The organism is Akkermansia muciniphila (assembly GCF_900184965.1).
GTDB classification, from domain to species: Bacteria; Verrucomicrobiota; Verrucomicrobiia; order Verrucomicrobiales; family Akkermansiaceae; genus Akkermansia; species Akkermansia muciniphila_A.
The window spans coordinates 88,045-107,825 of sequence record NZ_FXYA01000146.1 but is presented as its reverse complement, the minus strand read 5'-3'; the positions used below and the strand labels follow the sequence as shown (position 1 = coordinate 107,825).

General features: G+C 48.7%; 25 protein-coding genes and 1 pseudogene. 6 read left to right on the top strand and 20 right to left on the bottom strand.

The features are described 5' to 3' along the window. Window position 1: 1 nt before the first annotated feature. Window positions 2–187, bottom strand: coding sequence for a hypothetical protein (locus tag CI070_RS03225; RefSeq protein ID WP_143245511.1), 186 nt, complete (start codon window positions 185–187; stop codon window positions 2–4). Between the two features lie 135 nt (window positions 188–322). Between CI070_RS03225 and CI070_RS03220 the strand changes: the two genes are divergently transcribed. Beyond that, the gene (locus CI070_RS03220) at window positions 323–1,108 is read left to right on the top strand and encodes a S24 family peptidase (protein WP_094135484.1); all 786 of its coding nucleotides are present in this window, start codon (window positions 323–325) and stop codon (window positions 1,106–1,108) included. A 40-nt stretch (window positions 1,109–1,148) separates the two neighbouring features. Next, window positions 1,149–1,220: pseudogene (locus tag CI070_RS14760) on the top strand (DUF5131 family protein); the annotation flags it as partial. A 216-nt stretch (window positions 1,221–1,436) separates the two neighbouring features. On the opposite strand, the gene CI070_RS03215 reads toward CI070_RS14760, so the two are convergent. Then, the gene (locus tag CI070_RS03215) at window positions 1,437–2,270 is read right to left on the bottom strand and encodes a phage antirepressor (RefSeq protein WP_094135483.1); all 834 of its coding nucleotides are present in this window, start codon (window positions 2,268–2,270) and stop codon (window positions 1,437–1,439) included. Between the two features lie 422 nt (window positions 2,271–2,692). Here CI070_RS03215 and CI070_RS03210 point away from each other — a divergent pair, with 422 nt between their 5' ends. After that, window positions 2,693–3,436, top strand: coding sequence for a hypothetical protein (locus CI070_RS03210; RefSeq protein WP_143245510.1), 744 nt, complete (start codon window positions 2,693–2,695; stop codon window positions 3,434–3,436). Between the two features lie 198 nt (window positions 3,437–3,634). Here CI070_RS03210 and CI070_RS03205 read toward each other — a convergent pair whose 3' ends face one another. Continuing rightward, window positions 3,635–4,126 carry a TM2 domain-containing protein gene (locus CI070_RS03205; RefSeq protein ID WP_094135481.1) on the bottom strand — a complete coding sequence of 164 codons (492 nt, stop codon included), beginning with the start codon at window positions 4,124–4,126 and terminating at the stop codon, window positions 3,635–3,637. 120 nt (window positions 4,127–4,246) lie between these two features. Here CI070_RS03205 and CI070_RS03200 point away from each other — a divergent pair, with 120 nt between their 5' ends. After that, on the top strand, window positions 4,247–4,504 hold the full coding sequence (locus CI070_RS03200) for a type II toxin-antitoxin system HicA family toxin (protein ID WP_218823921.1): 258 nt from the start codon (window positions 4,247–4,249) through the stop codon (window positions 4,502–4,504). A gap of 29 nt (window positions 4,505–4,533) precedes the next feature. Next, entirely contained in the window at window positions 4,534–4,977 is a 444-nt protein-coding gene (locus tag CI070_RS03195) for a helix-turn-helix domain-containing protein (protein WP_094135480.1), read from the top strand. Between the two features lie 66 nt (window positions 4,978–5,043). Here CI070_RS03195 and CI070_RS03190 read toward each other — a convergent pair whose 3' ends face one another. The 7 genes from CI070_RS03190 to CI070_RS03160 form a co-directional block, all read right to left on the bottom strand. Continuing rightward, complete coding sequence (locus CI070_RS03190; RefSeq protein WP_256943516.1) at window positions 5,044–5,625, bottom strand: putative peptidoglycan-binding domain-containing protein; 582 nt, start codon at window positions 5,623–5,625, stop codon at window positions 5,044–5,046. Between the two features lie 202 nt (window positions 5,626–5,827). Further along, window positions 5,828–6,049 (bottom strand): hypothetical protein, encoded by a 222-nt coding sequence (locus tag CI070_RS03185; protein WP_087393060.1) that lies wholly within the window; start codon window positions 6,047–6,049, stop codon window positions 5,828–5,830. Window positions 6,050–6,053: 4 nt separating this feature from the next. Then, a complete protein-coding gene (locus tag CI070_RS03180) occupies window positions 6,054–6,500 on the bottom strand; it encodes a hypothetical protein (RefSeq protein ID WP_143245508.1) in 447 nt (148 codons plus the stop codon). A gap of 8 nt (window positions 6,501–6,508) precedes the next feature. After that, window positions 6,509–6,916, bottom strand: coding sequence for a hypothetical protein (locus tag CI070_RS03175; RefSeq protein ID WP_094135477.1), 408 nt, complete (start codon window positions 6,914–6,916; stop codon window positions 6,509–6,511). Then, the gene (locus CI070_RS03170) at window positions 6,913–8,154 is read right to left on the bottom strand and encodes a hypothetical protein (protein ID WP_179222828.1); all 1,242 of its coding nucleotides are present in this window, start codon (window positions 8,152–8,154) and stop codon (window positions 6,913–6,915) included. Before CI070_RS03170 ends, CI070_RS03175 begins: the two co-directional genes overlap by 4 nt. 377 nt (window positions 8,155–8,531) lie before the next feature. Then, window positions 8,532–10,229: a terminase gpA endonuclease subunit gene (locus tag CI070_RS03165; protein ID WP_094135475.1), complete on the bottom strand. Its 1,698-nt coding sequence runs from the start codon at window positions 10,227–10,229 to the stop codon at window positions 8,532–8,534. Continuing rightward, on the bottom strand, window positions 10,226–10,729 hold the full coding sequence (locus tag CI070_RS03160) for a winged helix-turn-helix domain-containing protein (protein ID WP_094135474.1): 504 nt from the start codon (window positions 10,727–10,729) through the stop codon (window positions 10,226–10,228). The genes CI070_RS03165 and CI070_RS03160 overlap by 4 nt, the downstream gene beginning before the upstream one ends. A 58-nt stretch (window positions 10,730–10,787) precedes the next feature. Between CI070_RS03160 and CI070_RS03155 the strand changes: the two genes are divergently transcribed. Beyond that, window positions 10,788–11,258: a hypothetical protein gene (locus CI070_RS03155; protein ID WP_012420392.1), complete on the top strand. Its 471-nt coding sequence runs from the start codon at window positions 10,788–10,790 to the stop codon at window positions 11,256–11,258. On the opposite strand, the gene CI070_RS03150 is transcribed toward CI070_RS03155, so the two are convergent. From CI070_RS03150 to CI070_RS14070, 10 genes are all read right to left on the bottom strand, one after another. Further along, on the bottom strand, window positions 11,248–11,769 hold the full coding sequence (locus CI070_RS03150; protein ID WP_143247160.1) for a hypothetical protein: 522 nt from the start codon (window positions 11,767–11,769) through the stop codon (window positions 11,248–11,250). The genes CI070_RS03155 and CI070_RS03150 overlap by 11 nt on opposite strands. A gap of 236 nt (window positions 11,770–12,005) precedes the next feature. Then, complete coding sequence (locus tag CI070_RS03145) at window positions 12,006–13,355, bottom strand: hypothetical protein (RefSeq protein WP_094135472.1); 1,350 nt, start codon at window positions 13,353–13,355, stop codon at window positions 12,006–12,008. Continuing rightward, on the bottom strand, window positions 13,348–14,187 hold the full coding sequence (locus tag CI070_RS03140; protein ID WP_094135471.1) for a hypothetical protein: 840 nt from the start codon (window positions 14,185–14,187) through the stop codon (window positions 13,348–13,350). The genes CI070_RS03145 and CI070_RS03140 overlap by 8 nt, the downstream gene beginning before the upstream one ends. Then, entirely contained in the window at window positions 14,184–14,963 is a 780-nt protein-coding gene (locus tag CI070_RS03135; RefSeq protein ID WP_094135470.1) for a hypothetical protein, read from the bottom strand. Before CI070_RS03135 ends, CI070_RS03140 begins: the two co-directional genes overlap by 4 nt. A 1-nt stretch (window position 14,964) precedes the next feature. Further along, the gene (locus CI070_RS03130) at window positions 14,965–17,118 is read right to left on the bottom strand and encodes a tape measure protein (protein ID WP_094135469.1); all 2,154 of its coding nucleotides are present in this window, start codon (window positions 17,116–17,118) and stop codon (window positions 14,965–14,967) included. Next, window positions 17,115–17,252 carry a hypothetical protein gene (locus CI070_RS13430; protein ID WP_012420386.1) on the bottom strand — a complete coding sequence of 46 codons (138 nt, stop codon included), beginning with the start codon at window positions 17,250–17,252 and terminating at the stop codon, window positions 17,115–17,117. The genes CI070_RS03130 and CI070_RS13430 overlap by 4 nt, the downstream gene beginning before the upstream one ends. Window positions 17,253–17,281: 29 nt before the next feature. Further along, complete coding sequence (locus tag CI070_RS03125; protein WP_094135468.1) at window positions 17,282–17,665, bottom strand: hypothetical protein; 384 nt, start codon at window positions 17,663–17,665, stop codon at window positions 17,282–17,284. Window positions 17,666–17,675: 10 nt separating this feature from the next. Further along, window positions 17,676–18,050, bottom strand: a complete 375-nt coding sequence (locus CI070_RS03120) for a hypothetical protein (RefSeq protein WP_012420384.1) — start codon at window positions 18,048–18,050, stop codon at window positions 17,676–17,678. A gap of 69 nt (window positions 18,051–18,119) precedes the next feature. Then, complete coding sequence (locus tag CI070_RS03115) at window positions 18,120–18,557, bottom strand: hypothetical protein (protein WP_094135467.1); 438 nt, start codon at window positions 18,555–18,557, stop codon at window positions 18,120–18,122. Between the two features lie 133 nt (window positions 18,558–18,690). After that, window positions 18,691–19,677 (bottom strand): hypothetical protein, encoded by a 987-nt coding sequence (locus CI070_RS14070; protein ID WP_256943515.1) that lies wholly within the window; start codon window positions 19,675–19,677, stop codon window positions 18,691–18,693. Window positions 19,678–19,781: the final 104 nt, after the last annotated feature.

Below are 19,781 nucleotides of genomic sequence, written 5' to 3'. Positions count from 1 at the left end.
TTCATGCCGAGGGCTTCTTGGGTTCGGGGTTCTTCTTCCGAGGCTGTGGACTACGGCCTTTTGCCTTCTGACGGAAATCCATGATGGCGCCGATAACGAGAGCCCGGCCGCTCAAGCCTGTAGCGGCCTGTGCCTCCCGGAACCACTCCCGCACTTCTTGCGTTTCTTTTTTCAGGTTGATGATCATATTCGCGTCTTGTGTGCTGTTGACGTCCAACAAATATGATTTTTTTCACATTTGTACAAGTGAAATATGAAATATTTGCAATTAATATTCTGTTTTCAATGTTGACAAGTTTGAAAAATATCACACAATCAATGCATGACGCCGACTAAAGAAGAGATAAAAAAATGGTTGAAATCCATTGAGAAAGATCGCGACTGGCTCGCGGAACAATGCTTCGTCAAACGATCGGCTGTTAACTCATGGCTTTCTACAGATCGGGGGATTCCGCCTGCAAAATTAGCTCTCATTAAAAACCTAATGGAAGATGAAATTATAGACCTTGAGCTACCAGACGAAATGGAGAACCTACTTCGGAAGAAGGCGGAAGAAGCAAAAAAGAGCATTGATGACCTTATCAGTGAAATTCTTGTACAATCTGTCCAAGAGCACAAAAAAAAGAAACAGGCAAACGGTACATCTCAAGAGGCAGTTGAAAAGCTACACCCAGCCTTGGATAACGATGACGAGCCCAAAGAGGTCAACAACGCCATTCTCTGCCCTGTCAAGCTTCCGGAAATCATGGTTGTTGGAAACGTCGCTGCAGGGGAAATTACGTGGAGCGAATTTGATGAGCCATACCCGGTATTTGACAAGAGCATTACGGCCTTACGTGTAGAGGGAACATCAATGGAACCGGAAATCAAGAATGGTCAGATTGTTCTGGTGCGGCCTGTTTCGGAAAATGATGATCTTGAAAAATACGTTGGGGAAATTATCGTCTACCAAGAAACAAATGACGTGTCCGGCATCACCCTTAAAAGGCTTATTAAGGATGCCGGGCACTTCCTGCTTGCTCCTATCAACCCAACTTTCCGGAAACGCATTCCCATTACTGGCCAAATCAAAGCTTGCATGGTTGGTAAGATTGATCTGACCAAGTAACCTTGGATAGGTGGAAGAAAGATTAATCCAAAAAAATTTTATGCGCGATAATAGTAAAATAGAGTGGACTGACGCAACGTGGAACCCCGTTCGTGGATGCACGAAAATCAGCGGGCAAACTATTGAGGAGTTCATCCGTAGTGCTGCGCTGGAAGACGCAGGGGAATAATCCTCATTGAGGATTCTGAGGTGATGTAGGGTTGTTGTCTTCATAACTTGGATTTAGATTGAGGCAGCAGAACTCAGGTCAAGTCCCCGTTTCCAAAAGGAAACGGGGGAATTTTTGCTGGTTGCTCCAAATTCCAATACACGCACCAGATGTAAAATCTTAGGCAGCAGGTATATTCTCAAGGGTTAATCCCAAACGCTTCATCAACCATATTTGACCGCGGGGTGTCAAATACGGTGTCGGTTTGGACTGCTGTGAACCGTCGGAACGCTGAATAACCCGATAAGTGAGACGGAAATACCCAGCTTCAATATACTCTTGGGCTGGAACATTGTGACGATTGCCGTGCCTCCCCATAATACCTTCATTGCGTAGATACTCAAACAAACGGTTCTGTCCTGTCTCCATTCCATTCTGAGCGAGAATCTTGGCAAATTCTCCAATCAGGATGCAGCCCTCGGAAACTTCCACGCATCGTCCGAAATGTGCATAGGGAGCATCTTCCGCAGCTTTTGCTTCAAGAGCTTTTCTCTTCTCCCGTTCAGCTTTCAATGCCTGAAGCGTCAGAATCATGGTGTCCGGATCGGAAAGCATCTCTTCCAGCTTCTCCCCGGTGGCGTACACACCATGCTTCCGGATGGAGGGGAGAACTTCTTCACACACCCAATCCTGGAACTCGACCGCTTTCGGCATCTTGGATTTCATCACAAGAGCGAACAAGCCAGCTTCATTGATAATTGAAACTGATTGCTTTCCTTTAAGGGTATCCCTGCTGGTTATACCCTTCCACTTTTCTCTTACATTCAATAGAGCTTTCGAAATATTCGAGTAACCGAGAGCTTCACATACTTCTTTGGCAAAGATCCAAGGTTCACCATTTCTTTCGATGACTTCAATCGTGCAATTCAGATCGGAGTTCTGGAACAGCTTAATACCGTTCCCCGTCATGTTGGCGCAATCTGCTTGCGCTTCCATACATTGTATAGTATTCATTGTCTTGTTTATTAGTTGGGCTCATGCCCATTATTGAAGGTCATCTGTTGGCGCAGGTGGCCTTCGTTGTTTTCGACATGGGTCGCATGTCGGACGGGTGGCTTGCTCAAGCCACGGAAGTTCTTTTCTTGCTCCGTTCTTCCAACCACGCTTTTACCTTTTCCAGATCGTAACGAGGGCGGGAACCTCGGCGAGGTTCTAAGACCTTTCCTATGTAGATGCAAGGAAGGCCCTCTTTTCTCCATTGGGAAACAGTATTTTTTGACACTCTCATCGTTTGGGCAAGCTGTAGAGAAGATATGTATTCCATATATCCATTGGTTACTATACTATCCCAATCTCGACTATAAGATAATTTGTCATACCTCTTTTTTAAGTGAATACTCCTTGACATATCTCACATAATCCCACTTTATCACCTTATGGCACTCAAAGATGATCCACAGTACGAGTACAAACTTGCTCTCCGGGATTGGATGAAAAGGAGGAGGCTTTCTATGCGTTGGCTTGCGAGTTGGATAGAAAAATCAGAAACTACAGTAAAAAACTTTTTGTATGGCACTAGGCCCATATCAGAAGAAAACCAAGAAAAGATTGAAGCCCTACAAGCGGAATATGAAGACGGAGAAGATATAAATTATTGCTTACCTTCCAGCCATCGCTTGATAATTTCAAATCCTAACTTTAACCCAGTCCCTAAAAAACAAGAACTCAGCGATATAAAATATAGCACCTTGTTCATAAAAGAAAATACCCATGCTCGCTTAAAAGATTTGAATATATCTTCTATTAATAAAAAGGTAGAAACTTCATGGGATTATGATGTAATTACATATATATATGCTGATTCTTTTCCTGATGTAGAAGAAATGTTGCGGGAAATCATAAAAAAAACAATTCGTTCTTACATGAATGAAAAATGTATAGATATTAATTCCATTGCTTTTATGAGTGGAGTGAATTTCTTTGAAGATGAAAATATGGCAAGTAATTATTATAAGACCGAGGTCTCTAAAATAGCTATTCCATCAGATATAGTTAAATATTCAAGTTTAGCAGCAAAAATGGCTGGCTCTTCATATGCAGATCCGTGGATTGAATCCGTTGTGCGAGAATGGGCCAATCAAAAACGCATTGAAGAAGTATCTGACTTCCTGGATTTATAATTTATTCTTATTTTCGTTGTCGCTTATATTGTGAAACGCTAGTGTTTTTTATTGTTATTGATACCGCATCCAGTAGTATTTTTTCAGAAAAATATTCCTGTTCGCCCCTTGGCCTCCGGGCCAGGGGCTTTTTATTGCACTCATCCTTGGTTGGACATTCTATAAGGCGACAAAGACTATTCCTTTACCCGCAACCCATCACTTAAAGGCCAATCCATTTCCATCCTTTCTTACAAAACATGCCTCCAGAATGCACCAAGGAATAGTAAGAAAAAGACCAACTCCTGTAAGGGTAATAATAAATTGGAGCACTCCACTCAATACACGGTTCGCATAAAAATTATGAATCCCGAGAGTGCCCAAAAGAAGAGCTAAAACGACATATGTGCCTGTTGATTTTCTTTGTGCATTTAACGCTACTTTCGTTTGCTGGGCAGTAGCATGTAACACTTGATTTATCAAATTTTGTTGATTCTGTTCTTGTTGTACTGACATGCTATTTCCCCAATTGGGATTAAACATATCATCATACGTCGCCCAATATTCCCCGCCAGAAGGTCGCACCAAGCAAGATCCGTCAATCACATTATTTGCACGCAGCAACTTTACATACTCTGTGTTGAACGGTCCCTTACTCTCCCCATTTTCCGGCATGATATAGTATTGCAGTTCCGCAACATTATTATCCATATCCAAAAACGTAAAGGAATATCATGAGAAAACAAGTTAAATAATAATGGCCTCTCAGATTGTTCACCATAGGTGCTAAATAATGAAGAGAAGCTTCGTTCCAGAGAGGCATGACACAATGTGAAAATAACTCTTGCTATTTTCACATTGTGCAACTACATTGCGGACATGCCTCCTAAGATACGACAACTAGTTGCCGATCTTCGCAAGGCGGGCTTTGACAATACGGGCCGCGGCAAAGGTTCCCACCGTCAGTATGAGCATCGGGCCTCCGGTACGGTAGCGACCATCTGCGGGCATGATGGAGACGATGCCAAGCCCTATCTGGTCAAGCACGTCAGGGAGAAGATAGAAGAGGCAAAAAGCAAGGGAGCGTGAGCTCCCTTGCAACCCCAAGAAAAACAACTATGAAAATGACTGAACAGGACATGAAGGCGCTTGCCGGGAAATACAGCCGTTTCATCCGGTGGAGCGATGAAGATAATTGCTACATCGGTTCCCTGCCTGATTTTGAAAAGGACTGCACCCACGGGGAAACCCTGGAAGAAGTCAACCGCAACCTTCAGGAAGTGGCGGAAATGTATATTGAACGTTGTCTGGAAAAAGGAATGGAACTGCCCCAGCCCCGGGCTATAGCTATTTCTCCGTCACCTTTCCGCGAAACAGGCAATGAAAAAAGCATTGCGCGGTTAAGGAAAAGCCAGGGAATGAGCCAGAAAGATTTTGCCGCCGTGCTGGGAGTCAGCCCTTCCACGCTGGTCAAATGGGAACACGGCTTGCGGCGCCCCTGCGGCCCTTCCGCAAAATTGCTTGACCTTATTGAAAAGCATCCTGAATTGATCAATTCCTGACGTTATTTTGCCCAGGCAACAAAAAACGCCCCCTCAAATAGGGGGCGTGGATAGAAACAAATAACCCTACGCAAGCTCCTGCGCCACGCTGAACGCATCGTCACAGCGGGTCAGCCAACCCTTCCCGAACACGGGAAACTGCTTGCACGAACGGTAAAACGCCTGACGCTTCTCCTGCAGGGCGATAAGGAACACCGCTTCACCCGTGCCGGCCAGCTGGTCCTGCAACTCCTGCCTGGTCCTGGGGCCTACAATTCCGTCCACCACAAGCCCGGCGCCGTGGATGTTCAGCGCGCGCTGCAAAATCTTCCCGGTATTCCTGCTCCCGGAATTGAAAAAATGATCCCGCAGGATGAATTCAACGCCAGGGAAAGCGTCGGAACCCAGCCAGGAACGCACGGCGGCGGTATTATCCAGGACATACTGGAGACAACCTTCCCAGGCCTCTTCACGTCTTCCGGCATCCAACAGGGCCTTCAACCTGTTAAACACGTCCGGTTCAATACCGTCGCAAATGCCGCAAATCTCCCACTTGCCGCCCTTGTCGGCGGCGGGAAGGCAGGAAACGCGCAGGGAATCCGGCCCGGTGACGCGGCTGTCTTCAAACCGGAGGATAGCCGCGGCCATCTTTCTTTCTGTAGGATTCATATTGTAAACTATTGGCTATTAAATAAAGGGAACTTGTAAGAAAAACTTTACAGTTGGTCAGCGTTCCGCACATCGGAGGAACACAAGGCACGCAATGGGGAAACAGAACGCGGCAATGCCCGCCGCCGTGTCTCCGCAAGCGGCAAAAACGCCGGCCATCACGCACCCCATCAGCGGCAAAAGAACGGAAGGGTTCAGCAGCTTATTCACCGCTACGGCCTCCTCTCTGATGTTCCAGGGCGGAAAGCCGCCCGTCCATGGTACGCAGGATTTCCGCTGTTTTGGCGGCCGTCTCCGCCTGTGTAGCGGCAAGGGCGCGGAAATCGCAATACACGAACACGCACGCTGCGATGCCGATAAACATCACAATCGTATCCTTATATTCCCGCACAACGGCCAAATATTCTTTAAGGGGTTTGCACATGATCTTACTTTTTCAGGGGTTGAACGACGGGCAGAACGTCCGTTTCCGGCTGGGCCTGGGAATAGGAGATATGTCCCTGCTCCAGCACCAGGCAGGAGCCGTCCTTGCAAACCACCGTTTTTTCCGGCGTCACGTCCACGGAGTGCCCGCAGCCGGAGAGGGACATTCCCAAGCCGCCAAGGATGGCGCCAACAATGCCGACCCCGGCCCAATAGAGCCATTTTTTCCAGCCGGTAGCCACGGATGCTTTAAGGTCCAAATACACCCGGATGTCATTAGCAGCATGCTTTGCGATAATAGGGAGGGCCTGTTCTGCGACATTCCGCCATCCGGCTTTATCATCGTCGGGAAGCCCTTCCCAATTCGTGCCCTCCTTCTGGTTTTCCAGGAAGGCATAATACATATCCTTGGCGATAGCCTCGGCATGATTGCATTGATTATCTTTAGTCATTGTCTTTGTTATTGGTTAGTAGTGAAAAACTTGAAAAACTCCACGGCGGCGGGGTCCGTGATCACAAAAGCCGGGTAGTCCGAGGCTGTAAAAATCCTGCGGCCTCTGGTCTCCGCATGGACGGCCTCAACGGTTAAACACACTCCATCAATCATTGTATAGGTGCCGTCTTCCGCGAGGGTTATGGCATTTTTTCCCAGCCTTGCCCATACCTGGACGGCCTGCCAATCCTCGCCCAGTTCCACCAGAGCGGCAACTACGGCGGCCATGGCCGGGGCATGGTCGGCTGGTATCTCGTCCTGCGTATAGCGGTCTATGCGGGTGTACCCGTCCGCGTCCTGATAGACGGCTGTCAGGGTGAATTCCTCCCACTTGCCGGGCCGAGGGAACAGTATTTGTATCTCCGAAATATTCATGATTCTAAGGGGGTATTTACATCCACAAAATCCGCTGTTTCCTCGGATTCAATGGCATTGACTGCCATTGCTTCCAATGCAGCGTACATTGGATTGCGCAACCCATTGGCATAAAGGTAGCGGCTGCCTGCTCCCGTGCGAACCGAGGAAGTCCAGGAATTGGGATTTTCTACATCCGCCACCAACGTGCTGAAACCTATCCCGTCTTCATATCCTGAAACGCCTCTGAGGGCAGCTACTTTGTACAAGGTGTTTTCCTGGCCTCCCCCCAGTTCAATGTAAAGTGACGCTTTCTCTTCGTAGATCGACATGCTTGAAAGCCCCTTCTGCATGAATATGAGCCTGTTGAGACAGGCGGGAAATGGGTGGTTATTGGTCGCCGGAATAAAGCTTTCCGTAGTTTTCACCTTCCATGACGCGCCGGAAGAGACGTAATAAATTTCCCGAACTCTAAGCAGGTAGCCACCCCGGACAGTATCACGAACCGCTGTGGTTGTGATGTCGATGATCTCTCCGTAATTGACGGCCAGATTATTGCCTGGAATCATGGAAAATGAATCCATCGTCAGGCCGCCTCTTACCGTTTTTGATCCGCGGCCTAATCCAAAGGTAAATTTGGACGCTGTTGAACCGGACAGCGGTATCGAAAAGCCCGCGAAAGAGCTGTAATTATGCTGGCCCTGCGGCCCTTCAAAGGTAAACGTGGTCGTACTGTGTGCAGGGGCGCCGGAAGCTGCCGACGTTGAACTGGTTGCATAAAGTCCGGCATATTGAACAGATGTGCTGCCTTTCCCCACTACGGGCATGGAGCTGGTTTTAAGATATAGGGGCTGAATCAACGCCTGTATGGCTCCTGCCAGCCCCATAGCATAAAAGAAGTTGACCGCTGACGTATCAGTCGGTGCCCCCACGGCCAGAGGAATGTTGATGCCTCCATTGGCATTGACGACCGCGTCAAACGTGCCTCCCGCGGCGGTGATATTGCCGGCCAGCGTCATGTTGCCGGATTCGTCCACCTGCGGTATGGCCTCAAGGGCCTGCTGGGCTTCTGTGGCGGAGTTGGCCGCGCTGGTGGCGGAGGTCGCGGCACTTTCTGCTGATTTTTCCGCTTCTTTTTTGGCATTCTGAGCATCGTTCCTGGCATTTGAGGCTTCTTGAGCAGCGGATTCCGCCCGTTCAGCAGCATCCACGGAAGGATCAATAATTTTCACCTCTCCTTCCGCGGCGTCAGGAATCATGATTTTCACGTCTCCAATTGTAACCACATCTTCACTGCTCGGCGGCGTAACACGGGAAGCGGCATGGATTTCCCCTTTAATCAAGGGGCGCTCCGCCCCATCAGGAGAGGTCATGAAAAGGTCATAAGCATGCGTTCCGGCCTTGAGAGGGCTCCACGACAAAAGAGCCGTATTGGCATCTACAGGCTCGCATTTGATGGCGGCGGCGCCAGGGCCGCGGACAGCACAACGAAACTCATGGCTGGAAATATCTTTTGCGGCGCCGGCACCGTCCACAAAACGAAGCGTCACCGATTGGGCAATGCCGCTGGTAGTGGCCATGTCAAACGGGGCTGCCTGACTCAGAATCATCATATACTAGTGCGCGCCCGTTGCGCTTAAATCATCCGGTGAATCATGGCAAAAATCACCGCCATGCAGGAACAGTCCCACATGTGGGAATTATTACCGGACGCAAGCCATTTGAGAGAAACCCTCCCCGTGCGCTTGTCTATGGACTCCTGTTTGCTTTCAGCCTGCATCTGCTTGATGTACTCGGCAGAAACATCATGGGGAACCTTGAAATGCCCCGATTTAATCCGCGCGGCAAGAACGTCCTTCGCCCGCTGGGAAGAAAAATTGAAATGAAGGCATTGTATCCCCTCCACCATGTGCCTCTCAAGAGGCGCATAAATCAATTTAACCCCCCGGCCCCTGATTTTATGCACGTATTCTTCCTTGACCGTCCCATTCATGGAAAACCAGTGATGAAGCCCGCATATCTTCCGCACGGCATCCGTATCAAAAGCGCAGTCCAAAGCAACGCAATGATCAGGCACGTTAAACTCCGCCTGTTTACGTTCAATATCCTCCAACGTTTCAAGACGCCCCTCTGAAAGTAAATGGAAAGCCCCTCCGGCATCCACGCCGTAAACAGTATGCCAAAAGTGCCCTTTCTGGACATCTACCGTTAAGAAGCGCGCCCGTTCGTTTTCCACGGCGTACCCCTCCATGCTTTCCGCCGTGAGCGGGATTTTCAACACGTCGTCTTTCTCGCCCAAATCCACAATGTTTTGAGCAAGCCGCTTCTGGATAAACTTTTTCAGCGGTTCTATATCCCCGTTCCTCTTCTTTTTATTGGCCAGGATCCATTCCACGGCCAAATCCGCCCATGATACCCAGTAACAGGCCAAAGCATTAAAATTGTAGCTTACGATCTCCGGCAAGGCGCTCGTATTGCCGGAAAACACGTACTTGCCGCCGCCGGCCAGATGGCGCCGGTTGTGAACAGTATCCTCTATTTCGTGCAAACACCGGGGACAAACCATTTTGACGGATTCCTTAAAACGTTCCCAATCAATATTTTCTTCTTTGCTGTAAATGACATCCCGCCAGTCATAGGCATTCCATCCCTGGCAGCCGGGGCATTGCCAATGGTAATGGTGGATGCGGCCCTTTCCGTACTCGTCAACCCAGTCCGTCCCCTTGTCCCCTCCCTGGGAAACCATCAGGATTTTACGGTTGAACCGATCATGGTGGCGGGCCAGGAACTCCCGGACCATTCCCTTTTCCCACGCCCACATTTCATCACCAATCAAATACCGGCAGGACTTCGACTGCAACTGCCCCTTGGTAGCGGAGACCATCCACAAGTTCATGTGCGGAAAAAGAATCTCCGTTTTCCTGGCCGCATGCCTTTTCTTCGGCAGCAAGTTTTTTAAAGCCTTATTATCCCGGAATGTGGGAAAAAGCCTCGTTTCCGCGAAATCAGAGGTTTCCTGTTCATTCTGGAAAGCGACCAAGGTATTCCCCGCATCATTGGCAATGAGGTAATTAAGCAAGCCGACGAACAATGTCGACTTTCCGGAACCGGTGGGAGCCATCAGGTTAATGTGCCTGACCGTGCCGTCATTCAGGAATTTGTCAATGGGTTCCAGCAGAAACGGGCTCAACGTAAAATCAATATGGGTAGACCGCGCCGATTGCTGGTCTACCACGTTTTCACGTATCCATTCTATCGGCTCCACGTCCATTCCCGCGGATACGTTATCCGCGAAAAGATTCAGAAATCCGGCAGCCTTTTCAACGTCTCTCATTGTTCCGCCCGGCTGATTATCTTGATCTGGGCCCTGGATTCTTCCGCAATGGAATACAGGGCGGCCTTGATTTCCTCCCGAAGCACGGGAACCATTTCTGCAGCCGTCAATCCTTCCAGCTTCCCCGGCAGTTTATTTTCAAATGCCTGGAGAACGCCTTTAGTAATACTGGCCAGATGTACGACAAGTTCATTCACATCTTCCATGTCCACCAGCCGGGCCTTATCCTTTTCAAGCTTCACGCGGGCCTGTTCAGCCTGCAAATTCTTGTAGGTAATTTCCGCAGCAAGTTTCCTTTTTCTCAGTTCCGCTACCCCTTCCTCCGGAGCGTTTTTCCCAATTTCTGGAGCAGCAGGTTCAGCAATTGGATTTTCCTTCCTCCTGGCTTCAATCAGCTCCCGGATTTGCGCATGCGTCAGACCACGCTTCACGTGGTACGTGATCGTGCTTTTATTGACGCCCAATTGCCGGGCAAGTTCCGCCTGTGAAATCCCTGCCATTATTCCCTTCTTTACATATTATTATATCATGATATATTGATATGTAAATACACCAAGCATGGAACCGCAACAGTCATACTACACAGCACATACGGATTTTGAGTATCCGGAAGAAGGGCAGGAGCAGGAAAACGAATTTCGGGAACGCGCCCTTGAAATGATCCGGATCATGTCCCTGGCCCTGTATCACGTCATTAACAGCCGCACTCCCAATGTCACCGCATTCGGCGTGGCATACGCTCTGGGGTTGACGTCTGTGCTCGGAAATGAACGCATGGCCCAGAGGGCGCGGAAACTGGGCGTGCATAAAGCGGCCATTTCCCGCGCTGCTTCCAAATTCCTTGCTGAGAGCGGACTCCCGCCCTCCCTGATGATGCAGCAGACGGAACATGCGGCCATGAAGCGCCGCCCTGTCAAAAAGCTGGAGGCACCGCGGAAAAAGACGCCGGAACAAATCATGAAAGCATACGGCACGGGAAAGAAACGTTTTGAGGAAAACCAGATGATTCTGGATCTGTTCAAAGCCTGAATCCTTCCGGTTCACCCGGGTGAAGGATTTCCCACATGATACGGGCGCAAGCTTCCCGGATGGTACAGCCTGATTGCTGGATGATCGGCTCATAAAAATCCTGCTGTCCGCAGTGAACGGCAGACACGCGGCGGGCCAGTTTCGCCAGCTTTGATAACTGGCCAGAATCACATGTTCTGATGCCGATCAGGTACTTGCCTCCCTGGAACTCAATGACATCAACCCCCTTGCGGCCGTACAGGTACAGGGCCAGTCTGGAAACGGTCACGTCCTCCGGATAATCCTGATTGCGTGTCGGGAATTCACGCGTTACCAGGACATCAAGAGCATCACTGATGAATTTCCGCGTTACCCAATAACATACTCCGGACCAGGCGAATGGAACGGCGCACTGATATCCCCCTGCCAGTTTCCTGCGCTCAAACAGTGATTTCCGTATTTCTTCAAGGGACATCAGCAGTGTATCAGCGTCTATTTTGATGATGGGCTCCCGGCCCGGGATATCACGCATGCAGGACAACATGCCGCGGATACATTCGAGGCCATTCAAGTTCCTGTTGCGTTCAAAATAGGTCTTTTTGTAAATGATGTCCCTTCCCCTGGGGATGTCTTTTCTTGCGAGAGGGGCTTTTCCGTCGTCAAACAGGTAAATCGTACAATCAGGATCAACCCGGCGGATTTGACCAACGCACAATTCAAGGCATTTATAATCTTCTCTATAACAGAATATTGCGTAATTCATTTTTATTAATTTATTGGTGAATAAATTTTGGAAGTCACAATCCATTCCCCCTGCTGGATATAGATTTTCCCGTTTTCGTCCCGGTTCAGGCGTATTGCGTGGTCGCTATCGCAAGCCAATACCGTCCATGAATCGCTTATAAGATTATCAGAGCCATCCGGCTCCGTGTCTGCGTACAGCTCCACAGCCAATTTATTATTCCGCAGAAACAGGCCTGCCTTCACACCGTTGACGGCATCAGACCAACCAGATTCATAATCCAGCACAACATACTTCCCATTTTTCCGCAGGGGCGCGCGAAAGCTCAATTCTTCCGCGTCGCCTCCAGGAGTGACCGCAAGAGACAATACTCCCCTGGTGGCCCTGGACAGTTTGATTTTCCACCCTCCCCATAAATCATGCTCCGTATCATCAATTGTCAAATCCACCTCGCCTTTCAATCCCTCCTGCGACACACTCAGGTCAACAGGGATTCTTCCCTCTTGCCCCGTTGAAGAAGAAACCGTGGAATCAATCCTGACCTGCAGGATTTCCGTCTGGATGTCATGGCCATCCGCCCCTTTTTCCGTTTTCCATTCAAGGCCGTCTCCCGGCTGCACCTGCTGAAAACTCCGTGAATCTTTGATTCTCACGCCAAGCCTGACCGGCCCATCTTCTGCCCCGCCCTCCCCTTTCCCCTTTTTCTGCACCAGCCATACCTTTAAATTGCTGTCGGCACCCAAATCTTCTTCTTCACTGGAAGATTCAATATTCAGAGTCAGTTCCTTTTCGTTCTCTTCTTCCTTGAGTTCCAGCGCGCACAAAGGATCCGTCTTGAGCTTGAATTCCTCAAATTCCCATTTGATTGCATCCCAGTTGATACAGGTAATTCCTTTGTGCCTGTAGATAATGGATTGGTCGCGTTCCTCAAACTCGCCAACAATAATGTAGGCCTCACCCTCTTCTGCCTCCGGCGGTTCTTTCCCTTTTTCCAGGATTGCAACATATGCCTCCCATGTGTCCGGATCATAGGTCACATGAACCCACACCTGATCGCCTGATTGGAAGGTTTCTTCATATTCGCTGATTTCCATGCATTCCGTTTTCAGCGATATTTTTTCTTCCTGTTCCTCTTTGTATGCGGACAACAGCACTCCCCCGGAGATCTTGCCGGAAAGGCTATCTTCCTCATCATCCGTGATTTCCACCAAATCAAAGGCCAGGGGGCGGGAACCGCGCTGATAAGGGGAAATGAAAACGTTCTGCCCGCCGCCACCGCGCAAGGCTGTTTTGCCATGCGCGGCCGCATTGACGGCATTTGTAAGAGCATTGGCCCAATCCGCCTTAATTGGGTCGCCCTTGGTGATATTATCCATTTTTGTACAGGTCCGCAGACCAGCCTCCGGGGTTGGATTGGGTGTATTCTTCCGTAATTTCGTATTCCCGATTGCCTACTTTGTGGACGGAATACCGGGTAAAGAGGTAATCAAGCTTATACTCTTGCACCTTCGTTGCGCCTCCAAACTCGCCGCCCTGGACAATTTTACCCACGCGTTCCACCTTGGACGGTTCCACACGGCGCGCCGTGTAGGTTTTCGTGATGACCGTATTGTTCTGTGATATTTTTTTATATCCGAGCGTGATATACGGCGTGATGGGCGTAACGGGCAATTGAATATGTCCCGGCGTTTCGTCTTTTTCGCATTTCAGCCGGTACTGTCCATTGCTGCACATGACAAGGCCGCCGGACAAATAAACGGCCAGAATCAGCATATCCCCCTCCGGATATTTGCTGCTTCCGTCCGGATTCCGCAGCTCGTAATAGCTCAGCAAGGGTTCAAGAGTCATATTTGAACGGTCGCTGATCTTGACTTTGTATTTCTCGCTCGCCTCACCTCCGCCTTCCGGATCATCCGGGGATGGGTTGCCCTCCTCATCCTCTTTGACACCTTCGGATGGATAGGAGTACGTTACGGTGACCTTGTAAGCCGTCGGAGAATGCAGGGAGATTTTATAACCCGTCGCCACCATGCCGGGAGCATTGGGATTGGTTGACGCGGCCGCCCATTTGGGACGCCGGAACCCGGCAATGGGAACAATTTCCGATTGCGAGACGGTACGGTTCACTCTGTATGTCCCGTAGGCCTGGTGGCTACCGGCATCCGGCGTAATGTCCGTGTTAATCCGTAAATCGTTTGTCCAGATCATGAGCCAATAATCAAAATTCCTTCTTTCAAAATCTGGGAGAAGGATTGCGTGGTTTCCATATTCCGCCCATAGGTATTCTTGTCTTCCCCCATCTTTACAAAATTGCCGCCTCCCGCAGAAATCAATGATTGAAGGGCGGCATCAGGCCCCTTTCCTTCCGTGGTCGTGATGGAATAGGAGCAGGATCTTGTGTAATAGTCAGTGATTCCCTTATTAATGATCTTGTTGAACAAGTCAGAAAGTTCCTGGGAGTATTTAACGCCCCCCAGGCCGAAATCATACGGATCTTTCCTTTTCAGCCTGGAATCAATCTTCAATGATTCAATATCCACGCGGCCCGACATAATTGCTTCATAAGCTTTCTTCAGATCCGGATTATCCTGAAACATGGATTTGAAATCCGGATGGTCAAAGATGCTCTTGCTCGTCACTCCGGCCGTAAATTCCCAGGTGGTTTTCGTGTCTTTGGGGTCAAAGTCCCATGTGTCCGGATCTCCGTGTTCCGGATCGTCAGGCTCTTCATCCTCCTGCGGAGCGTCTTTTTTAAAGGTACAGGATGTTTTCCACAAATCCGCCATCCGTGAATGCTGGTAACCGGACAGGGTCAAGTCCGTGAAGCCCGAAACATGGCAATGCAGAGAGTAAGAAGGCGTGAATTTCTCCCCGGGGGGCGCCACGTAAGAAACGCTTGCCGACCAGGAGCCATCATCAGACATGGATGCTTCAAAGTCTCCCTGCCATCCGTACCCGCCTGTGTGTTTAATATCCTTGTTCATGTCAGCTAAAGAGGGCAACGCCGCCTTTCTCGGCCTTTTCCGCAATCGTCCTGAGGTATTCGTTTGATTTCTTCACCTCTCCCGTCAGGGAGTCCACGGCTGCGGAAAGGCCGGCACCCTCCTTCCCCACCAGGGGAAAGAGGGAACCGAAACCAGACCCCACACGGGATACGCTTGAAAGCGTCTGCTGTACTGCGTCAAACCGTGTTTTAAACGCATCGGATATTTCCTGCGCCCGCGCCCTGGAATCCTCTTTTTCCTTTTTCTCCCTTTCCCTTTTGTCCTCAATCTTGTATGTCAGAGAAACCTTCTGTTCCGCCAGCCCCAGGGCGTCATGCTCATTCATGCCGCTTTTCACGAGGGATTGCATTTCCTTCCGCACATCCCGCTGCTTTTCCAGTTCGCGCCGCTTTTTCTTTTCGCCGTCAAGTTCGGCCTGCATGATGGCAATTTCTTCCTGCGCATCCTGTCTCACATCATTAACGGCTCTGTTCTTTTTATTTAATTGAGCGTTAATTTCCCGGATGGAGTCAGCCACGGATAACAGCTTTTCATATCTCGTGGCTGCATTAAAATCTAATAAACCTTCCTGAAATTTCCTTTCCAATTTAGTCAATTCTTCTTCGAATTCATTGATAGAATTAAGATGAAAAGAATCCAAGGAACTTGTTAGCAATTGTTGCAAACCTTCCTCTGTCAGGCTTTCCGTATTTTTTTTCAGTGGTTGGTTAAGTGTTTTTTCTCGTGTCGAATGCAGCTTTTTCATTGCTTCGCTCAAATCTGATGCAGCTTTTGCCTCCTTTCTGTTTTTTTCAATAATTTCATCAATGGATTCTTTTTCATCGCCAAGAAGTAAACAGCCGCGGTTAATCTCGGAAAGTAGCTCATCCCTAAGCTTTAGTTCCTGCTTCAAGGATTCTATTCTCTGTCCGACTTCTTTTCCGTTATACCTACCGGTACCCCCACTTGCATCAAGATAGCGTTGAGCTGTTCCTATTTGATTCACAAGCTCTTTTCTTTCACTTTCCAACTGTTCGCGGACAGCATCAACGTCTTCTTTGCTTTTCGCTCCTAAAATAGAATCTTGCGAGGTCTCAACAGACTGAGCAAATTCCTCAAGATTTTTGAAACTCGCCTCAAACTTATTTAAGTTGTCTACATTTTCAAATGCCCAATTGTCTGAAAAAAGAGCAAGAACGTGATTAGAAGCTTGATGCCAAATGTATTGCCACCCGGCAACAGATGCCTCCATAGCCGAAAGATCTTTTTTATTTTTTGAATAAAGATTAAAATTAACAGCGGCGGCGGATTCTATTTGTTTAGTCAAATACTGAAATGCAGCAGCCAGATTGTAAACTTTTTCACTCATCAGGTCTCCTACAGCATTTTCAAAAGTAGCCTTGAGCGTTTCCCATGAACCGATGGTCGTATTAGACAATGCGGAATTCTTCCCGGAAAATTCCGCGTCACGCATTTTCTTCATGGCGTTCACGTACTGGTCAGCGGAAATTTCCCGCTTCTTGGCGAGCTCAACAACCTGTCTTTCCTCCACGCCCATTTCTTCCGCCAAAGCCTTGATAATGGGAATGCCCTGATTCTGCAGCTGGTTAATGGCCCGTGAATCGGCAAATCCGTTTGCCATCACCTTCGCCCATGAATTGGAAAGCTGCTCTGCGGAAATCTTTCCGGACGCGGCAATATCTGCAAAAACTTCCGACCAGCTCATGATAGCCGTATTATTTGTCCGAAAATGCATGGCCAGGTTTTGAGCGGCTTTCCCTAAATCGTCCAGGCTAACAACGCCATTTGCCGCCAGATGATCAAGCTGGGACTGCAAATCCCTGGCCGACTCAATATTTTTTGTATAGGAAGATAACTGTACCGCCATGTATTCATCATCCATCGCGTCATTGATTCCTGTTTTGACAGCGCTCCATGCCGCCCCAAATCCTGCCGCGGCAGCGCCGGCAGCCGTAATTGCAGGCAATAACTTCTTGAAAGACGCCCCCAATCCCTCTACGTCAGCCTTACCGCCCTTAGCAACACGCATATTTGCCGCCTGCCCCGAGGTCTCGCGGATCTTTTCCTTAATGTTCTCCAGTTCTTTGAGCAATTCCGAAGAATCTCCGGAGAATTTAAACTTTACGGCACTCATTCTTCAACATCAACAGGCTTGTTAAACAGAGCGTCCAAACGCTCCAAATCAGCATGATCCACCTTCCGGGCATGGGTGTAATAACAGCTTACGCCATTTGCAACACATTCGCTCATCAGGAACTGCAGGATCATGCTGTAGGGAATATCATATTTAATGTAATTTAAGGGATAGCCCGTTTTCGACGCAATCGCCCAAACCACCTGGATAAAATAGTCCGGCCTGTCCCCTCCCGTTTTTTTTTGGAGTCCTCAACAGTAAAAGCGGCTTCATCAACCTGCTGCGCCTGCATACCTACCAGGGATGAAATACGCTGCATTTCATCAGGGCTTAATTCATATTTGAATCTTCGGACGGCTTCCTTAAACGCTTCAAGGCTCATGGACTCAAGCGTTTCAATATCCTCCGTATGAATATAAATATATTCCACAATGCAGCCCAGATTCATGCTCCCGTCCATGAATCCACAGTTAAACCGCTGCATCAGCTCCATGCTCCCAATAGACAGGGGACGGAGCTTCAAGGCTTTTTCCTCATCTTTCATCATATTCCAACACTCAAGAGTTCAAACGCCCCATGATTTCCATTTTATCCTCTTCCGGACAATTCTCCGGAATTAAGGCGACCTTCTCCCCATCCCTGGAACGGATGCAGGCTATTTTCCGGAATCGGGAAAGGCCAGACAGAATGCCGCGGCGGCAATCAAAGGCCGCCTTGACCAGGGCAAACGGATCTTCCGGATTGTTCTTCACAAAATCAGGATCCTTCCACTTCCTGATCATTTCCCGCGTCTCCAGGGTATCCGTAAAATAAAAAACCTTCCGTTCTCCCCGGTCTGTAATGATTATCTCCGCCCGCTTGGCGATAGGGGCTGTAGCAGCGAGCAAAGCGCTGGCGAGATTAATATCTTCAATATTGATTATATTATTCATGTTCTGTCTATTATATTATTTTTTGTTTGAGGGGAGGGGAGGCGTGAAGCTCACCTCCCCTTAAATTTGTCATTCGGAAGCAATATCCGGATTCAGAGCAACGATATTAGGACCATAAGTAGCTTTAACCGTGAAACTCCTATAATTCTGCGTCTCCATCTTCACATCCACGCTCTTGCAAATGGCCTTAGTCACCTTTGCCGGAATTTCTTCACCGGAATTCTTGATGCAGAGATTCAAGACATCAGCATGCACATCAACAATATCGCCAATGTGGGGCACTTCCGTGCCAGTCTTTCTCATATAGGCTTCCCAGGTAATTTCACAGCGGGAATCATAAAGCGTGTTCCCCTCCATCAATCCCTTGTCCCCAGTAAGTTCTACATCACCTTTGGCCGACCATGAATAACTAACGGAAGAAATGATTGCTCCGAATTCCTGTTCACCGGAATAATTGAGCCCGAAAATACCTTCTCCGTGCTGGATAAAATCAGATGCTTTTGCCATACAAATGGTCGTGCGTTGCGCTTCCGCCCCCCCAAAAAAACAGGAGAATGAACCTCCTCCACAAAAAAGCCCCGCTCATATTTCATGAACGGGGATGATTCAAATAAAATCGAAGCGTAGAGAGAAAACCGGATTACTCGCCGGATTCCGGCTGGAAGCGGGCCTCCTCCGATTCTTCAGTAATTTTGGCCGGTTCGATACGGAGGAGCTTTTTCATGGCGCGGCCTGAGTTACTCTCCGTCATCGGGAAAAAACTGACGTCATTTCCCAAATTGTAGGAAGCCAGTCCATAAATGCTGTCAGCCGGAATAAAATCTTTCGGCGTACCCAGCAGTTTTTCTACCTCCTTTGAAGTCGCAAGGACATAACTCAGATTACAATTCGAATACAGTTCTGTTTTAGGAGAGCCGCCCACAGGGAGATTATTCGCCGCCCCTCTCCACTGAACCAGGGCTTCTACAGGAATGTCTCCCCGGAGGGACTGAATGACGCGGGCGTAGAATATCGTCTCCTGGGTAGTTTCCACCGTCTTATAAATGACAACCGCTAGGACAATGTCGTTCTGGCGCAACTGCCGGGCCGTCCCACGGAGGAAGTTATCATGCTCATTGTCAATGTCCGTCTGCGTGGCAACACGAGGAGAAGTGACGGGTTGAATAGGGATGTCGAGCATGGCTCGCAGGTTATTATAATAGTAAGGATAGGAAATAAGAAAGTTGAAACTGTATGATACTTCTGGAATATCGTCCTGTGCATGGACTATATCCCACTCTTCCTCCCGTTGCTTTTTCCAAGGGTTAATGATGTAAGACAGTCTACCTTCTTTAGACAGGCATTGTTCAAGCATTTGCTGCGAAATAGAACCTTCTAAGTAACTTATCCATTTTATCTTAGTCCCTACAGGAAAACCATCGTCCACTGACCTAACAACCGTGGCGTATGTAGTCAGAGCGCCCTTGCTTGATTTTGACGTAGGAGGCTCCCATTCAGCCTTGTATTCACAGACCATAATGACAGGATTATCAGGCCCCAAGTAGGAAGCAAGAACATCCATATTACCTTGCTGGCAGGCTCTGATTTGCTCTTCACTCATCAGGGGGGCATCAGGACTGTCGGCCATGGCACTATCCATGCCTATGAGGAACAGAATCGTCAGGATAAAGATCAGTCTGCTATTCTTCCTTACGTGCATTACATCAATATGCGTATCGTTCCTTAAAAAAA

Excerpts from the sequence above, each read along its gene's own strand:
- CI070_RS03160 (WP_094135474.1), bottom strand. The coding sequence starts at position 10,729 with ATGGCAGGGATTTCACAGGCGGAACTTGCCCGGCAATTGGGCGTCAAT.
- CI070_RS03215 (WP_094135483.1), bottom strand. The coding sequence starts at position 2,270 with ATGAATACTATACAATGTATGGAAGCGCAAGCAGATTGCGCCAACATG.
- CI070_RS03155 (WP_012420392.1), top strand. The coding sequence starts at position 10,788 with ATGGAACCGCAACAGTCATACTACACAGCACATACGGATTTTGAGTAT.
- CI070_RS14070 (WP_256943515.1), bottom strand. The coding sequence starts at position 19,677 with ATGGCCGACAGTCCTGATGCCCCCCTGATGAGTGAAGAGCAAATCAGA.
- CI070_RS03120 (WP_012420384.1), bottom strand. The coding sequence starts at position 18,050 with ATGAATAATATAATCAATATTGAAGATATTAATCTCGCCAGCGCTTTG.
- CI070_RS03185 (WP_087393060.1), bottom strand. The coding sequence starts at position 6,049 with ATGTGCAAACCCCTTAAAGAATATTTGGCCGTTGTGCGGGAATATAAG.
- CI070_RS13430 (WP_012420386.1), bottom strand. The coding sequence starts at position 17,252 with ATGATCCTGCAGTTCCTGATGAGCGAATGTGTTGCAAATGGCGTAAGC.
- CI070_RS03115 (WP_094135467.1), bottom strand. The coding sequence starts at position 18,557 with ATGGCAAAAGCATCTGATTTTATCCAGCACGGAGAAGGTATTTTCGGG.
- CI070_RS03175 (WP_094135477.1), bottom strand. The coding sequence starts at position 6,916 with ATGAATATTTCGGAGATACAAATACTGTTCCCTCGGCCCGGCAAGTGG.
- CI070_RS03205 (WP_094135481.1), bottom strand. The coding sequence starts at position 4,126 with ATGGATAATAATGTTGCGGAACTGCAATACTATATCATGCCGGAAAAT.
- CI070_RS03125 (WP_094135468.1), bottom strand. The coding sequence starts at position 17,665 with ATGATGAAAGATGAGGAAAAAGCCTTGAAGCTCCGTCCCCTGTCTATT.
- CI070_RS03195 (WP_094135480.1), top strand. The coding sequence starts at position 4,534 with ATGAAAATGACTGAACAGGACATGAAGGCGCTTGCCGGGAAATACAGC.
- CI070_RS03220 (WP_094135484.1), top strand. The coding sequence starts at position 323 with ATGACGCCGACTAAAGAAGAGATAAAAAAATGGTTGAAATCCATTGAG.
- CI070_RS03145 (WP_094135472.1), bottom strand. The coding sequence starts at position 13,355 with ATGGATAATATCACCAAGGGCGACCCAATTAAGGCGGATTGGGCCAAT.
- CI070_RS03170 (WP_179222828.1), bottom strand. The coding sequence starts at position 8,154 with ATGATTCCTGACGCCGCGGAAGGAGAGGTGAAAATTATTGATCCTTCC.
- CI070_RS03165 (WP_094135475.1), bottom strand. The coding sequence starts at position 10,229 with ATGAGAGACGTTGAAAAGGCTGCCGGATTTCTGAATCTTTTCGCGGAT.
- CI070_RS03210 (WP_143245510.1), top strand. The coding sequence starts at position 2,693 with ATGGCACTCAAAGATGATCCACAGTACGAGTACAAACTTGCTCTCCGG.
- CI070_RS03140 (WP_094135471.1), bottom strand. The coding sequence starts at position 14,187 with ATGATCTGGACAAACGATTTACGGATTAACACGGACATTACGCCGGAT.
- CI070_RS03130 (WP_094135469.1), bottom strand. The coding sequence starts at position 17,118 with ATGAGTGCCGTAAAGTTTAAATTCTCCGGAGATTCTTCGGAATTGCTC.
- CI070_RS03180 (WP_143245508.1), bottom strand. The coding sequence starts at position 6,500 with ATGACTAAAGATAATCAATGCAATCATGCCGAGGCTATCGCCAAGGAT.
- CI070_RS03150 (WP_143247160.1), bottom strand. The coding sequence starts at position 11,769 with ATGCGTGATATCCCGGGCCGGGAGCCCATCATCAAAATAGACGCTGAT.
- CI070_RS03135 (WP_094135470.1), bottom strand. The coding sequence starts at position 14,963 with ATGAACAAGGATATTAAACACACAGGCGGGTACGGATGGCAGGGAGAC.
- CI070_RS03190 (WP_256943516.1), bottom strand. The coding sequence starts at position 5,625 with ATGAATCCTACAGAAAGAAAGATGGCCGCGGCTATCCTCCGGTTTGAA.
- CI070_RS03225 (WP_143245511.1), bottom strand. The coding sequence starts at position 187 with ATGATCATCAACCTGAAAAAAGAAACGCAAGAAGTGCGGGAGTGGTTC.